This is a genomic window from Pseudomonas fluorescens, from assembly GCF_902497745.1.
Lineage (GTDB): Bacteria > Pseudomonadota > Gammaproteobacteria > Pseudomonadales > Pseudomonadaceae > Aquipseudomonas > Aquipseudomonas fluorescens_BM.
The window spans coordinates 29,879-47,258 of sequence record NZ_CABVHJ010000025.1; the positions used below are offsets into that span (position 1 = coordinate 29,879).

Annotated in this window: 6 protein-coding genes; all 6 read left to right on the top strand. The window is 56.2% G+C overall.

Features of this window, described 5'->3' with window-relative positions; genetic code table 11:
• Positions 1-26: 26 nt before the first annotated feature.
• The 6 genes from F8N44_RS27715 to F8N44_RS27740 all read left to right on the top strand — a co-directional run bounded on the left by F8N44_RS27715 (position 27) and on the right by F8N44_RS27740 (position 17,376).
• On the top strand, positions 27-413 hold the full coding sequence (locus F8N44_RS27715) for a tetratricopeptide repeat protein (protein ID WP_007951249.1): 387 nt from the start codon (positions 27-29) through the stop codon (positions 411-413).
• Positions 414-639: 226 nt separating this feature from the next.
• A complete protein-coding gene (locus F8N44_RS27720) occupies positions 640-999 on the top strand; it encodes a PilZ domain-containing protein (RefSeq protein ID WP_150652562.1) in 360 nt (119 codons plus the stop codon).
• A 360-nt stretch (positions 1,000-1,359) separates the two neighbouring features.
• Positions 1,360-4,752 carry a hypothetical protein gene (locus F8N44_RS27725; protein WP_150652563.1) on the top strand — a complete coding sequence of 1,131 codons (3,393 nt, stop codon included), beginning with the start codon at positions 1,360-1,362 and terminating at the stop codon, positions 4,750-4,752.
• 148 nt (positions 4,753-4,900) lie between these two features.
• Entirely contained in the window at positions 4,901-8,521 is a 3,621-nt protein-coding gene (locus F8N44_RS27730; protein WP_150652564.1) for a Tc toxin subunit A, read from the top strand.
• A 55-nt stretch (positions 8,522-8,576) separates the two neighbouring features.
• Positions 8,577-12,674 (top strand): neuraminidase-like domain-containing protein, encoded by a 4,098-nt coding sequence (locus F8N44_RS27735; RefSeq protein ID WP_150652565.1) that lies wholly within the window; start codon positions 8,577-8,579, stop codon positions 12,672-12,674.
• Positions 12,667-17,376: a hypothetical protein gene (locus tag F8N44_RS27740; protein WP_150652566.1), complete on the top strand. Its 4,710-nt coding sequence runs from the start codon at positions 12,667-12,669 to the stop codon at positions 17,374-17,376. Before F8N44_RS27735 ends, F8N44_RS27740 begins: the two co-directional genes overlap by 8 nt.
• Positions 17,377-17,380 lie beyond the last annotated feature (4 nt).

Consider the following 17,380-nt stretch of genomic DNA (forward strand, 5'->3'; position numbering starts at 1 on the left):
ACATTGCTCAAGACAGGAGAACCCTCATGCGATTCGTACCCATTGCCGCCCTTGCCCTCAGCGTCCTCGCCGTCACGGGTTGCACCCGTTGGTCGATGAACCATCATTTGAACAACGCCTACAGCGCCTATGATCGCGGCAACTGCGAGCAGGTCATGCTCGAGCTGTCCAAAGTCGAACGCGCCAGCCGCGCCCGCCCGTACGTGTGGCCGGAAGTGTCGATGATGCGCGGCCAGTGCCTGGAACGGCAGAAGATGTTTGTCGACGCGGCGCAGACCTACCAGTTCATCATCGCATCGTACCCCAACAGCGAATACGCCTACCGCGCCCGCGCGCGTCTGGAAACCTTGCAGAGCCTGGGCCATTACCCGACCCGCAGCGCTGCTGCGGTGGTGCGCCCGACCCGCTTCTGATGACAGTTGTCATACAAAATCTGGCCGTGTGTACAAGCTGAGCTATAGTCGAAGAACCCGGATTCAGCGCCTGCTGAATCCGGAGCAACACCTGCGACTGGCAGTTGTAAGGTGACGGCGACGTAGTGACCGTCACACCGGAAGCGGGGAGAGCGGGCCTGCGATACAGGCACGTTCCGAAGCAAAGGTGCGGCTCTGTGATGGAGCCTTGCATGGCGAACTGCGCATGTTTACCGACCGCCGGATCGAACGGCATCAGCTGCCGTATTTCCTCAGAGTGTTCAATACCGTCACCGACAAACCGATCGGCTTTCTGGGCAACGTCTCCGAAGACGGGCTGATGCTGATCAGCCAGTTGCCGATGATGATCGGGGTGGACTTCCAGTTACGCCTGAAAATCCCCGCCAGCGATGGCTGCCAGCAAGTCATCGACTTCACCGCGTGTTGCGTGTGGTGCCATGAAGACGCCACGCCGCTGCATTACGACGCCGGGTTCATCCTGATACAACCACCGCCGGAATTTGGCCAGTTGGTGCAGGCGTTGCAGCAGTATTTCAGTTTTCAATCGTTGCCGGCTTCGGCTTGATTCGATAGCGCGAAAAGCTTCGATAGGGCTGTGCTCAGTGCTGCCCTGCGCACAGCCGCCGTCGTGGGGACTACACGGCTATTTGACGCTAGCGCTCCTTCGTGTCACTCACAGGCCACTAAATCGACCACTGATTGGCGACGCGACGGATCACGTTGCGAGCATCTTCAACATGCCGGCGAGTTCCCAGCGATGTAGACGCAACAGCGCGCCCGCTGCTGTTGTTCACGTCAAAGGGCATCAGCCTATTGGAAAGATTACCGCTCGTCGGGACTGTCAGAATTTACAGGTGTCGGATTTTAAGGCAGTCGATTTAATTGCAGCGGCAGCTCTTGCATCCATTCATTGAGGCACCGTGTCATGGAAAATGAACTGAACGACGACGATAAAGCGGCCGGTGAGCAACTTGATAATGGAAATAAAGAGCTCGCAAAACCTGGGCGGGAGGAAACTCCAAGTATTCTTGTTCCCATCAAGGAATTTCGCAAACCGATATCAAGACATGTACTTGACATTAAGGAAGATTTTATTGCGCCAGCAATTGGCGATGTGCACGCAATAGAGGCACATATTTACGATGGTGCTACTGGTAATTACTATGGTAAACATCATCGTTGGACGACGCCAGGGCAAGTAATTAAAGATCCAATACATTTATGGTATGAATTAGGGCCTCGAAAAGTTGGGGCCAACTATCTTCACTACCAGTACAGAATCAATAATTGGTGGAGCGGTTGGTTCGATTCTGGTACGTTTTTCTTAATGGAACCTCCGGTTATCAGTTCAGAGAAATTCAAAGTTTATACATCGAATGTTGTAATAATTGAAGGCTCTGCCGCTCCAGGCGCGGAGGTGCAGTTGTTTCTTTCTACAGGCGAGCCGTGTAGTTCCAGAATAGCGGTTTCCGATAAAGGTTTATTCAAGATCGTGGCAAGTTTTACTGAAGGTATTAAACTTGTTTATGTTAAGTGTACAGTCAACGGTTATGTCAATGGCCTGGACTCGATTTCCCACCCTTTCGCGGTGATGTGGTCTGGTCCGGTAATTACTTCAGTCGGTAGTGGGCGGCGTCCACGTATCAGTGGTGAAAAGGCAATATATGGTGCAATAGTTGAGGTATATATAAAGAATACGGATACGAAGGTGCTTGAGGTGTCCGATGATGACTTGGATGGCAGATGGAGTGATACTAGTGACTATGTTTTTGAGGCATCTGGCAGGTATACACTTGTTGCTCGTCAGCGTGTGTACGATATCCTTTCTGTAGAAGGCCCAAACTACGATTTTGTTTTCCTGGGCCCGCCCAATATCCTGAAACCACTACCGTCTTCATTACACGAACAGTCTTTCCTGTTGGAAGGTAACAACGGTGCGCCCGGCGCCCGGCTGGAGGTTCTGCCCCCCGTGGGCAACACTCCGCTTTATGGCTGGGACACCGTGCCCGCGGGCAATGGTGCCTGGAGTATTCCGCTCACTGGAGTGCCGTCGGGTAAGCTCAGTCTGGTCGTCGAACAGATTTTCAATAACATCCGCTCCGGCCGTAGCGAACCGCTGACGCTGCATATTCGGCATCCCGTGCTGCTGATCTCCGGGCCTCCTGCAGCAAGCCTACAAAACACATCGTTCACCCTTACCGGGAATGGCGCGGTGGCAAACGCGACCATCAAGATTTTCAAGGATCTGGCCGGCGATCCGCCGTTGATCAGTATTCCCGGCGCGGCGGCCGGAATTTGGAACGCAGCACTGACAGGCCTGGACCCAGGAGTGCTGTCACTCGTAGCGGTGCAGGAAGTGGATGGCATTCCATCCACGCCCAGCGCTGCCCGCGCCTTCAAAATCCGCCCGCCAAAGTTGACCGCCCCTGTCGTCACCTATCCCACTGCCACCACAGTAAAATTCGCTGGAGCGGGGCATGACCGCGCCACAGTGCAGATCACTGTCGACAGTGGCCCGATTACAACACCCCCGCCCTCTGCTGTGGTGGCGAATGGCACATGGGAAACCATCGCGACGAACTGGCCGGTGGGTACATACACGCTGACCATTGTTCAGAGGCTGTCCGATGGCGCCGGCGGCTGGATCGACTCACTGCCCCTGCAATTCACTCTGAACAAAGCGCTGCCTGATGTCAGCGGTTTGGAGCACACCGTGGAATACCGGCCGATCTTCAGGGGCAAAGGTTTCAATGGCGCCACGGTGCACGTTCGTTATCCCAACAGTCCATACCTGGCCGCGCCAGAGAAGGTTGTTGTCGGTGATGAATGGTCAACCTTAGCATCGGCAGAGTGGGGACCTTCAAACGATCGGGAAGTCCACATCAAACAAATTTTGAATGGTCAGTGGTCTCCCACCTGGTGCGTCCTCAAAGTCACTATTCCTCCCTTGGCGCCCGGACTCAACGTACCTTCCGAAGACGGTCTTTCCCCGGTATTCAGCGGCACCGGTTGGTCGGGAGCCAAGGTGCGCATCAAATTCAGCGGTGATTCAAAGACGTATGAAGTGACTGTCGTTGCAGAGGTCTGGACGTTTCAGCGACCCACCCCTTTTAGCGAGAATATCTCTCACAAGATCGAAGTGCAGCAGATTGCCGCAGGGCTGGATTCACCGAAAGTGGACAAGACTTTCACGGTTTATCCAGTGATAGAAAAACCGGTCATCACTTATCCGCTGGAAGGCAGTGAAGTACCCCGTGACATATCCGTCACCGGCACGGGCGGCATGAAGGGTGCCATGATGCGATTGTGGGATGATCGATTCCGCAAGTATCTGACTGAAGAACAACTCGTGCCCACTGATGGCGAATGGTCAATCGCCCTCACGGGGCTGACGTTTGATGAGCATGTCATCCAGGCTGAGCAAACCATCTACGCGCGGCCTTTCAAGCGAAGTGAGCGACGCATATTCAAGGCGGTTGTACCCCCTCCGGAGATTACCTCGCCGAACGGCGGACAAAAGTTGCCACGCACTTCGGAGCTCTCCGGGAAGGGTATGCCGTCCGCACGGGTCGAGGTGTGGATGCTCGGCGATAATTCTGCGCCACTCACCGAAGCGGATGTAAATAGTTCGGGCATCTGGAAGGCCGAGGTGACCTTGCCGGTGGGTCATAAAACCATCTGGGCCCTGCAAATTTACGACAATGACGGTGACCCTCAAACGTCGAGGGACAGTGATCGGGTGACCTATCAGGTCGTCCCGAAAGCACCCGATATCGAAACCCCGACGACAGATGATCATGCCGGGCGGGTATTGGTGGTGTCCGGTTTCGGTGTGTCGGGCGACACAGTCACGGTCAAGGTGGGCAGTACACAGCAAAGTGCGCCTGTGAGGGCCGATCGCACTTGGTGGGTGAGGCTGGAACTCGACCAGCCTGGTGGCGATTCTTTGCTGGAGGTGGTCTCGGCGCTCGGCGAATTCGAATCGGAGCCGGCGACGCGCCCGATTGTGCTGGGCACTTACTTGCCCACCATTGAGGTGCCGGCACCGGGGAGTTGGGTGGCTAACCCGGTGTCCCTGGCAGGCAACGGTCGCCAAGGCGTCGGAGCAGTCGTGAGCTGGTTCAACCCGGATCTGGTATTGACCGCGAACATTCCCGTCGATCCCTTGAATGGCTGGCAAGCGCAGGCCGGACCGTCACTGATGACGGGAGGGCAATGGTCTCGATTCAGGCAAAGCCTCAACGATGCTGAGAAAGGCTCTGACTGGGTTGATAGCAAGCGTTTTGAGGTCGAGCCTGGTTCTTCGAAACGCTCATAACCCTATTTCCCGATGAGTGGTCATGAATACTGTCAGATCTGACAGTAGGCGGATGTCACTCAAAAGCGCTAAATCCTTACACACCGACCGGCAATCTGATGGTGACGTCAGATTGCCGGAACCCGCTATCGTCTCAAGGATATGGATCATGACTGCTGCGTCCCGCCCCGTTGTGCAAATGTTCGAGCAAATATTTGGCGAAGCACAGATCGCAGAAGACGCCGGGCTGGGGAAGCTGAGGTCCTATCTTGAGCAGGGCGGTTCGATTTTTCCGCTGGTGGAAAAAGGCGCTCAGGCCTTGGTCAGTGAGCACCAGCTCAGTGTGGGCGACGCCCAACAGCTCATCCGGCGGGCCAACAGTTATGTCACGTATATCCGGCGTGAGTTTATCGAGCACACTTTGAAGGGCGATAAAACCACACAGACCGATCCGTCGAGCGGGTTGCTGTCGATGGTTGATGGCCCGAAATACGAGCTTATCTTCGGAACCCCATTCGATGACATGTGCCCTCCCGAGGCGTTGGAATCATGCATCTCGCCCGTGGCATACCTGATCGATCTGCTGCGCTGGGTTCTACTGCGTATCGAGCCAAATGGTGACGCGGAAGAAAAGCTCCTGCTGCATGACCGCCGTACCGACTTGAAGTTGCTGTCTGTCGACGGGCCAGCGGTGCATCAGGCAGTGTCTTCGGTCGACATTATCATTGCGGTGCTGGAGAAATTCATCACGGCAGAGCAACCAGGGTCGATCGAAGATGCCTTGATCACCGCGCGCTATCCCAATGGCCTGCCTTACTATCAGCATTGGGTCACGATTGACGGTGTGGCGCGCTCCAAAGGGCTTTCGGTGGGGGATTTCGGCCGCACCATCGATCTGTCCTACCCCTATTTCCTGCCGTCGGTTGTCAGTGCTGCCCGTAACACTCGGGCGCTGGCGCATGCCTCGCGGCTCGGCCCGTATCAGCGAAATCTGCTGACTGAGCCTATGTACGCTCTTTCGCATGCTGACGAGTTTTATCGAGACAACTTCGATACTGTCCGGCCCTCCTGGGCGAACCTCAATCAAGTCAGTTATTTTGGTGAAGCAACCAAACTCGGAGCAGTGGAGATCGAACGGTTGTTATCGGTGGGGGATTTTGCACCGGTGCGCTCGGCGAACATCGACTATGTCGAAGATCCGGACGTATTTGCGGAAAGTGCGCGTTCTGGCTCCGTTTATATCAACGCCAATGTGCACCCCGGTATCCGGATCAACTACGCAGAACAGGGTTTTCTCAACAGGCTGACAATTCAACCCGAGACCCAGGCAGGTCTGACTGCAATCGACCGGATGAACCGCAAACTGCGCCTGGACAACTGGCTCGAGTTGCCAAGCGACCAGGTGGATACTCTGTTGTCGGCGGCAATCAGAGCTGAAGCTCGTAGCACTGACAGTGCGCCGACATGGAAGATATCGGCCAACGTCGTGCATGCCCTGGGGTTGTTCCAGCATTTGCGCGAACGCTATCGCTGCACGGCGGCGGATTTCGCTGTCATTGTTGACCAATTGTCGATCTATGGTCGTGGCGAAACCCTTTCGCAATTCGATCAGATCTTCAATGGTCAGGGGGCATATCGCGAACCCTTGAAGCTCGGTGAAGGATTATTCCCGGTGACGCCGGTACCCGGTGAGGCCGATCTGACGATCAGTCAGCTGTGCAATGGCTTGGGCATCGATCTGCAGACCTATCATTATCTGGCGCTGGCGGTCGCCGGCGCATACAAGCGTGAAGACACCTTGCTACTCACCCCGGCGATCGTTTCCAGTTTCTGTCGCCTGGTCATACTGCCACGGCTGTTTAACATGACACCGGTCGAAGGTGTATTGATGCTGACGTTGTTGGGCGGGCAGCAATGGCTTGACGGTTTGGCGGGCGTGCCGTTGATCAACGCCTCGGCGAGCAGCAAACCGGATGTGCTCAGTCTGGTCGAAGCCATGGACACCTGTGTGCAATGGTGCGAGCAAAGCAATCTGCCGGTGCTCTGGGTGTTGCAACACATTGCCGTACCGCAGCGTGTAAGCATTGCGAGCGAGTCGGACCTGCAGTTTTTCGATCAGATCACTAACCTCCTGCCAGCTGCGCGGCTGTCCAATGATGCCTTTTTGTCGGCAGGCGTTCCTTCTATTGGCTCGGCCTCCCTGATGGACTTCCTGTCGACCATCAGGGATGGGCGCGGGCTCGTTGATCATTACGGGCTGGTGTTGCCCTACGCCGGAACGCTAGAGGAGTACGAGGCTTTCGCGCGCTCGAAACTCCTGTGGGTTGTGGAAAATGCTTTTGGTGGGCTCGATAAGTCTGTGCATGACTCCCTCTTGAACACCATGCTCGCAGTGATATTGCAGGCCCGGGATGCTCAGGTATCACTGTTGAAGGAGACGTTGGCCGTCTATGCCGGCATCCCGGCCGGGCACACCATACCGATATTGAGTTGGGCGAAGGCAACGACTCACTTTTTGCTGGATCAGGTGGTTTCCCATATTGCACAGGGACGTCGTGACGCTGGCGGTCCATTGTTCGATTTATTGGCCGAAGTGCGGCGGCGCAGTGAAGTGGCCATGACACTGAACCTCAGTGCCGAGTTATTGCAGGACTACCTGGATTACGGCCACAAGGTCTGGTTTGGCAAGGACCCGAACGCCGAGCCTGAACTCTCGGTGCGCACTCTGTACTACTTGAGCACGCTGACGCGCGCTTTCGATCTTGGCCGGCAACCGCCACAAAAGCTGCTGGATTACCTGCGCCAGGTCAATGCCCTGCCTGAGGTCACAGGGAATGGACTGAGGCTGGCGCAACAGGCTTCGGCCATCAGACTGGCCGAGTTTTTCGGTTGGAGCACGCAGGACGTGCGCGACAGTCTGAAGCTTATCGACAAGTCTGGAAATCTGGTGCTCGGAGATCTCATCGAACTCGATCTGTTGATGCGCGTACGCGTGCTGTCAGGCAAAACCGGCATGGACGCCTCGACGATTTTCCAGATCGGCAATCTGCCTGAGACGGTTGACAAGGAGGCCTATGCCAAAGCAGCTGAGCTTGCCTTGCTGAACGAGTCCCGAGCGCAGGCACCACTGGTGCATGCACCGGGAGACCTCAAGGCATTGGTCAAAACCAGGTCTCAAATCATCGACAGCAACAGTTTGATTGCTAAAAAACCGGGTGAAAAAGCTACCTACAGAGTGACTGTCACAGATGCTGCTGACATTCCCCTTTCGGGTGTCAACGTCTACTGGCAGACCACATTAGGGACCATGAGAAACAAAGCAACCGATATAAAGGGTCAGGTCGAGGTTGAATACAGGCCTGGCGAGGTCATGGGAACAGACCAGGTCTTGTACTGGCTGGACTTGTTCGAGCCCGAGCCTGCCGGCCCCATCGATATCGTCTCTGATGCCCAGAGCATGGGATTCCCGGGTGAGCTCAAATCCCCGATACCGCTGGGGATTGTTCCCCGAGGGCAGGAGGTCGAGCTTTACGCAACGGCGGAAGACAGATACGGCAACCTCGGGAAAGACGTATTTCTGAAATGGTTCGCGGTAAGCGGGGCGCCAGCGAACGCCAATCAAGCGATCATCCGCCCACCGGATGGATCCACCAATCAGGAAGGGCAGACGCGCGTGGTCGTTTCCAGCCCCACCGGCGGGACATTCATCTTCAGCGTGCGTACCGATGGTAACGGAAGTGAAGCCTATTTCGAACCCATCACCTTTGCCGGCGATGAGGCCGGGCAATGAACGGCGTGGCCTCACGGCCATTCGACTCAGGATTTAGTCCCAGGGAGCACGGATCATGGATTTGAACACCACCGGTGATTTGCTGGAAAAACGTCGTTCGGCTTTGCTCGATTACTGCATTGGAAAGATCAACAGGCAAAAGTACCCGTTCCTGAAAACGCCCGAAGATCTGTTTGAATTGCTGCGTATCGATCCACTGGACACTTATGCCAGGCAAAGCTCATGGGTCGCTGAAGCGATCAGTTGCGTACAGCAGTATATAAACGCGGTGCATCGCAAACTGGAACCGGGTTTCACCCATTACCAGGTGCCTGCAGAACATCTGGCGCAGTGGGACCTCTACAGCAACTATCCGGACTGGGCGGCAGTACAACTGATCAGTCTCTACCCGGAAAACTACATCTACCCGTGTGTCCGCCTGGGCAAGACCAGCCTGTTCAAAAAACTTGAAAACGACCTCAATCAAACGCGTTTGAGTGTGGATTCGGTTCAGGCAGCGATACGCGGATATTTGCAAACGTTCGAGCAAACCTGCGATCTGGATGTCCTCAGTTGCTACATGGACGGAGATACGCCTGAACGTGCCGATTACTACTTCATCGGGCGCCAGCGTGTGCAACCGTGCCAGTATTTCTGGCGCAGGGCACAGATCGAGCTGACGCCGACCTGTACGGCGGTCAACCCGGCGGCGTGGAGCGAATGGCAAGCCATGGACGTCCAGCCCGCCAATCAGGTTCTGGACATACGCCCGGTGTTCTGGAATGGCCGATTGTGTCTGGTCTGGGCAGAGTGGCGAGACCCGGTCGCTGGTAAAGACGACGGCGAGTTCATAGATGGCAAGCTGGATATCAATCTGGCTTTCATGACGCAGAACGGGCAATGGTCGGCACCGTTGATTGTGCACAGTTCCCCGTACCCGATGAGTAGTCCTGCAGGTGCCCGGTTTTCTTTGACTGCCATGGTGGTGACGGTGCGCACCGATCATGTGGAGCGCAAAGGGGTGCTGGGCATCCTGCTCGAAGGGGTCTATGGCGCTCGGAAAGTGTCGGCGCGCACGGTTCACGATGTACTGATGCGCCCCGTGACGTATGACGATGGCGCGTGGCTGGACAAAGCCTGGAAGACACGCTTCAAAACCCCCGAGACCGTTCAGCATCGGCTGCCCAGTCAGGTTGAGATTGTCAGCCGGGTAGTAACAGGCGGTACGATGGCGCCGTTTCTGGGGTTGCGCGTCACGGCACGACGTGAAGGTAGCGGTGCGGCGGGTCAGGATGTACTGGTGGTGCAGGGATTTTGTATGCCAACGGGCCAGTCGGCTATCGATACGAAGAGCATTACATTGAGCTTGTTGATCCGAACAAATGATGACCCACGAGACGTCACTGCGGATCAACCGATCGCAGGTGACTGGTACATGAACGCTGGGGGGGAGTTCAGTCGGGCGAAAGGAACCTGGTCGAAGGAAACCACTTTCTCTCTCGACGCCGGGGAGTACGGCGTCAAGCAATTCAAACTGAATGTTGCCAGTTTGCTGGATTTCACCCCGCCCACTCTGGTGAAGAACACCGTCGATGCCGCCCAGTTTCTCTCATTCAACCAATCGTCGCTAAAGTTGCAATACACCCGTCTGAATTCGCTGTTTGGTCCGGAACTGGTCTGGCGCGCCAATATCTCGGTGGAGGCGGTGTTGCACTGGGACACCCAGTTCATACATGAACCGCCGCCCACAGGGAGTGATTTCATCGAGCCAAACGGTGCTTTTGATGGTGCCAACGGGCTGTTTTTCTGGGAGTTGTTTGTTCATTTGGCGCACCTTGTGGCGGTACGTCTGCGCGATGAGGAACGTTATCTTGAGGCGCAACAGTGGCTGCATTACATTTTTGACCCGCAGGCGATCAAAGAGGACGCCTCGCTGCCGGCTAAACCGCGCTATTGGCGCAGCCGACCTTTGGGGATGGATCAAGGCAATGCCGGTTGTGAAGCGCTGGCTCCGGCCGACCCGGATGCCATTGGCTATTCGAAGCCAGTGCACTTCAGAATACTGATGTTTACCGAGTACGTGAAAAATCTGATGGCGTGGGGGGATTGGCATTACCGCCAACTGACGCGAGACAGCCTGGTGGCGGCCAAACTGTGTTACGTGCAGGCTGGCTTTCTGATGGGCAAGGCGCCTGATGCTCGGGTGGTGAGTCATTGGCAAACCGATACGGTCGGCAACCTGCTGTTGCAGTGTGGCACGCGTCCGGCTCTGGAAGCATTCGAACAGACATTCAACTTCAGCCTGGCCGATATCCCGTCCGGCTCGGATACGGCGCCCATGCTTGGGCTATTGGCTTGCGGGCCATTCAAGATTCCCGTCAATCAATCGTTGCTCGACCTGTTTGCCGCGCCGCAGCAGCGCATTTACAACCTGCGTAACAACCTCACGCTGGACGGCAAGCCTCTGGACATTCCCTTGTTCAGCCCGGCGACTGATCCGAATCAATTGCTGCGCGATCTCGCGGCGGCCGGTGCCGCCGGCCCGAGGCCTTTGGGAGGGCGGTTGGTGGTCAACGCATTCCGTTGGCGCGTTACATTCGAGATCGCATTGCGGGCCGTGCAAGCACTGCAGGATTACGGCAGTCAGGTGCTCAGTCTGCTTGAGCGTCGTGACCGCGCCGAGCAGGAAGAACTGCAGCAAAACCATCTGGTGGAACTGGGCAGCTACGCACAGACAGTACAAGAGCAATCCATCGCGCAACTGGAGGCGAGCGTAACGGCTCTTGAGCAGAGTCGTACGGTGGCACAGCAGCGCGCTGATGCGTATGCACAGCGCTATGACGAAAACGTGTCGGCCGTTGAATATCAGGTTATGGCCAGCCTGGATCAGTCGAAGGTATTTGCGTTGACCGCAAAGGTCATCAAGCCTGTAGGGGCAGTTCTGGCGGCGTTGCCAAACGTTTTTGGCCTGGCCAACGGCGGCCATCGTATTGAAAAAGTGGCCGATGCCGTGTGTTTCGGACTGGAAGTCGCCTCGTCGCTGTTGCAAATCGATGCCGATAAACAGTCGACCACTGAAGGCTATCGTCGTCGTCGGAATGAATGGGGGCTGCAACGCGATCAGGCGCTGGCGGAGGTCGGTGCGATCAATGCACAAATCGAGGCGCAACGGCATGCGGTGGAGGCTGCCCGTTCCAGCCTGGCGCAAACGTTGCGGGCCAACGGCCAGGCATTGGCGGTGTACAACTTTCTGCAAAAGCGTGCGACCAATGCTGAGCTGTACGGCTGGATGATCGGTCAGCTCAAGGCGTTGCATTACCAGGCCTACGATGCGGTACTCAGTTTGTGCTTCAGTGCCCAGGCGTCGTTGAGTGCCGAAACCGGTGATTACGAAACACAGTGGCCGTTGCAGCAGTTCTGGCTGGATCAGCGTCATGGTTTGACGGCCGGCGAGCATTTGCGCGCGTACCTCCTGCGTATGGAAAGAGAGTACCTGCAACGCAACGAGCGACGGCTGGAGCTTGTCAAGACCGTTTCGCTGCGCCAATTGTTCGATGATGAAATTGACCCTCAGCCGGGTATTGACAGCTGGGCGGAAGCTTTGACGGATCTGCAAACCAATGGCTCGCTGGAATTCAGACTCACACAGTTGCTGTTCGACCGCGATCATCCTGGACATTACTGCCGACAGATCAGCGCGATAGAGATTGATCTGCCGGTTCTCACCGGGCCTTACGAAGATGTGCGCGCCACTCTGGTTCAGCTCGGTAGCATGACGGCCACCAAGGCAACGTCACAGTCGGTCAAGTACTTGCATGACGTTAAGGCCGGTGGGGCTCCTGTCGAGGTGCAATTCAACCTGCGCAGCGGTCAACAGATCGTCCTTTCCAAGGGCATTGCCGACAATGGTCTGACGGCAATGAAACCTGATGAGGGCTTGCTCAATCCGTTCGAAAATACCGGCGCGGTCTCCAGCTGGAGATTGAATTTCCCTTGGGTCGCGCAAGATTCGCAGGCGGCAATGCTGCGCTCCCTTTCGGATGTCGTGGTGCGCGTCTACTACATGGCCAAAGCGGGTGATCCTGCTTTCGGGCGACACGTGGAAGACTTGGTCACCACGGCTAAAACAGCTGGCGCAAAGCGTCAACGTCAAGGAGCGAGCCGCCATGAGTAACCCAGGGGTTTACGCCAACGAAAGTCTGATTCGTAACGGTAAGTTTTTTCTAGGACTGACTCAGTGGAATACGTGGGGGGCGGTCTTCAGAGAGGGAGAGTCGTGGCAAGGCGTCCAGACGTCCTTTATGGCCATCAAGAATGGTGGTCGGGCAAGTCAGGACTTGTGGATACCGCAGACTCCCGGTGAAGACGCGCGTTATACGTTGAGTTTCTTGTGCGAAACGAGACACGAAAAATCGGGCTGGGTGTTCATCTTCAAGGGTGAGGAGAAATTGCACGAGATCGAGCTCAAACCGCACAACCCGCTTGGCCACGCCCAAGGCCAGGCCCATCGCGAAGCCGGGCGACCCTTGGAGCTGGAGCTGAAAGAATACATATTGCCTTTGGGAGGGGCGTTCGCTCGCGATGACACGCTGCGTATCGAGATTCACAGCCCGCTGAATAACGAGAATGATCGTTACTCGAAAATCTGCATTACCCACCTGGACATCCAGCTGCAACTGGATGACTTGAAGCTGCAAGCGGTGCGTCTGGATCAAGAACACCTGACGCCAGAACAGAAGGTGTATCTGTGTGTGGGAGCATGGTTGGGCGAGGAACAAAACCCATTGCCGATGATCATGCCTCACCAGTTGTCGTTTGAGCCCGAGCCAGGCAATGCATGGCTGGGTACCAAAGCCGCTTTGCTCAGCACCGGCAATCCGCAGGAGGCGGTCCGAGTGGAGCCCGATTGGGGCGTCGATCAACTTTTGACGTCAGCGTGGTCGATCCATGTCCCTTATAAGCCCGATGTTCCCCTGCCCTACGAGTTTTCGCTGAGCGTGCATAACCAGTACCGCGCTGAAGCCTTTCCGATCTGCATATCACTGGGGCATCACCGTCTGGTCTTCAAGGATAAACGCGAAGCGCCGTATTACCCGGTGCTGGGACTAAAACAATGTGTGCGACTGGGTGTGCAAGTTGTTTCTTTCTACACCTCGCAGACCATCGAGGGCTGCACGGTGAACTGGTCGGTGGCGGGGGGCACAGTCAAAGCTGCTTCCAATACCGATGAACAGGGCTGGGCCTACTACGACTTCGAGCCGACGGAGGCGGGGCTGGCGGTTATCGACGCGTCAGTCGAAAGTCTTTATTACGCCAGTGGAGTATGGACTGAAAATATCGAAGTGCCGGTACTGGCCAACGACCCCTGGAAAGACCTGCGGGCCGTGGTCGAAGGTGTCGAGACGGCGTGGGACGCGCAAGGTTATCCGAATCGTGGCACCTCCCATGACCTGCGAGTGCGCCTGCCGCTACCGTCTGGCAGTCCATTGTTGGAGACCGGGTTTTCTTTGCGCTGGAGTGGCGACAGCCCTGAGCAGTTGGGTGTCGATGTCAGCCCTGCGCTTGAGGTTCCGATAAAAGGCACCGGGGCCGATATGGTCTGGACACTGAGCAGTGAGGATAAGCGCGACGGTTCCTTCAAGCTGTCGCTGGTCTGTTCGAAACTGTTGTCGCCGTCGCCTCCCAAACCGATGTCGCTGGCGCGTAATCGGGTCAGGATCGGTGAGGTGCGCGAAGCCAACAGATACCCGATTGTGGACGAAGCCGAAAGTGTGCTGCTGCGGCTGCAGGCCGTGCATGAGACGGTTAGCGGTGACGGTGATCCGGTCACCAACGCGTTGGTCGAGTGGATCATTCCGGAGGGTGAACCGGTGCGCGATGTCACCGGATCCGGTGGTTGGGCGAGTCTGCTGTATACGCCAAAGACCGCCGGCGAACAGACTGTCAAAGCTGTTCTCCGGGCGCATGATGATGCGGTATCGACCGAGCATGACTTCAGCGTCAAGGCCATCGACACGAGCCCTTGGAAAAGCCAGGTCAGCATCTGGCTCGACGATACCGATGTGCAAGGCAATCCGCTTGGTGTGCTTTGTCTGCGTGGTAAAACCCACACGCTGAAAGTCCTGCCCATTGCCGGCAGTGAGTGGTTCGGTCGGAACATCAGTCTGCACTGGCGCAATAACGCGGATCCTGGAATCGGATTGAAACCTGCAGACCTGACAATATCCAAACCGTTGATAGCGCAAGGAGTGCAGTGGGAGCTTGTTTCAGATAGAGCCGACAGTCACAGCAGTTTGTTTGAGCTTGAACTGCGCCTTGAACATCTGCCGAGTGTACGTGAATTGTCAGGACGCCTGCTCGCCGAGGATCTGAAGGAGGAAGTAACGCTGATGCTCGATCAGGTGCAGTCCTCGTTGGACGAACGCAGTCTGTACCCCTGTCTCAAGGCTGTTCACCGCTTCAAGGTTTTACCCCATGCACTGAGTCCCTTGGTCGGGCTCGAGGCATCGCTGATCTGGACGGGCGCATCCGCTGACTCATTGAATGCGAAGGTTGATCCGCGCTGGGATGATCCGCAGACATTGAGCGACGGCGGTGCGACCTGGACGCTGGACTTTGGAGGGAGCGAGAAACCTGCCGAATTTGCCTTGGCGCTGGTCTTGCCGCATTTGCAATTCGAAGCGGTCGCCAAGCCGATGGTGCTGGACCACAACAAACTCAGGATTGAGGCGTGGCGTGAATCGGCGGTGGATCCGGTCATGAACCAGGATGCGGCGTGGATGTGGGTGCAGGTCTACTCGCCTCACACTGAAAAGCCCGTGGATCAGGCGCCCGTAAGCTGGACAATCGATGCCGAACCGCGAGAAATCCACACGACGGTGGATGGCTGGAGCGGTTTCGAATTCAAGCCGCAAGAAGCCGGCGAGCAGTCGGTGATCGCGACCGTACTCAGTCGCTTTGACGGCTTTGAAGAGCATCGTCCGATGACGGTCAACGCGCTGGCAAGCGATCCCTGGGATGAGCTGAAGGTGAGTTTCGACCTTCAGGACGAACAGCCGGTGGGTACGCAAACGTACTTCCCCCGGCACAATCTCCAACATGTATTGAACGTCATCGCACCGAGCGACAGTGCCTTGGTGGGCAAGGAGCTGACGTTGGGAATGACGGGCACCGGACCGGCAGCACTGGGCTTGCAATTTGAGGAACCAAGGCTGGGTGATCCGCGATATTTTTCAAATCTTGGACTGACCTATGCGTTCAAGGCGCACGGCACCACGGACGCAAGTTTTGGCTTGCGCTTTGCCGCCACTCGGCTGGCCCGCCTGTCTCCCATCATTGCGATGTCGCTGGGGCCGGGTGAACACGTGCTGAAAATCGCTGAACGCCAGCGCGTCAACCAGACATTGCTCTGGGGGGCTGAGGTATCGGAGCAAGTCGAAGTGGTCTCGGTGATCAGCGGCAGGCCGATGGCCGGGGTGACTGTGACGTGGCGCAGCCCGGATCTTGGCGAAGTGACAACCACCACCAATTATTACGGCGTGGCACGCGTGCGGTTTGTACCGACGACCCCTGGTGCAGTGCAATTGACAGCCACAGTGGGCGACAGCCTGTATTCAGAGTCGATTGCGTTGCCTTATTTCCTGCATCAACCGCGGGAAATCCAGTCGCTGCAAAGTGCAGAACCCAGTGGGCATCCGGGCCAGGAGGTTTCAGCACATGTGATTGTGATTTCCGCGCAGACGGGTGAACCGTTGGTTGATGTCGAGGTGGAGTGGGAATATCCGGGCATCAAGATTGCCTCGACGAAAACGGATGCTACCGGCAAAGCCGAGGTCAAGTTCAGGCTTCCCCCGGTCAGGGAGGGTTGGTTGCTCGCCACTGTCAAAGGTGGTTATGCCGGATGGGAGGTCAAATCGCTGATGTTTACCGCGATTCCAAACGCGGATACCTGGCTGCAGGAGTTCACGCTTTGGCTCAAAGGCGAAGAGGTGAGTCTTGAGGACGGACAGCTGGTGTTATCGCGGGGGCTGACTTATGACCTGGAACTCAGAGTCAGAAAGCACAGTTGGCTGATTGGTTGGGCACAAATAGCACTGGATTTTTTGACTGAGGCAGAAGAGTTGGGAATAAAATTTGAACCTGAGCCGGGAACGCTCCGTTTAGTGGACGGAGAGCCCATTCGTTGGGGGATCTCCAGCGAGATGATAGGGCCTGTTGGTGATTTTGCGTGGCGTTTGATCAGTCCAGCGCTTCCAGATCGACCGTTGTCCGGCCGCCTGTCCCGCTCAGAAATAAACGAAGAAATCGAAGTGAAATGCAACGGAAACCTGACAGCATTCGGCGGAACGGCCTATCCCTGCCTTGGTGCCAGCAATGCTTTCCTCGTGCGGGTAAAAAATGACAGTCCGTTGCTGGGCAGTCTGGTGACGTTGGTATGGGAGGGTGAAAGTCCGGAAACTCTCGAGATCGAAGTAACCCCCAAGCTGAGTCAGACACTTGGTGCAGAGTTCATCCGCTGGTCTCTGGACAGTAATGGTATTAAAAACGGCCAATTTTCCTTGGGGTTGAGCGATTCCCGTGGTTGGTGGAGTACGACTTTGCCTGTTTCCATGTCGTTGGGTCATCACTTGGTATCTGCTGAACGGTGGTCAGAAATACATGATGGTCCCATATATTTTTACGAGAAATACGGAATCAGAGCCACTTCCAATTTTTTGAAAATTCCGGCTCCAAACGTTGAAGTGGCTGTCTATCGAAACCATTCTCCGTCACCCGAGTTTTATCGTACCGACTCGAAAGGCGAGTACGTAATCACTGTGACGGGGGACCATATTGCAATGAGTATCACAAACCGGTACGACGGCACCGTGGTCTAGTTCA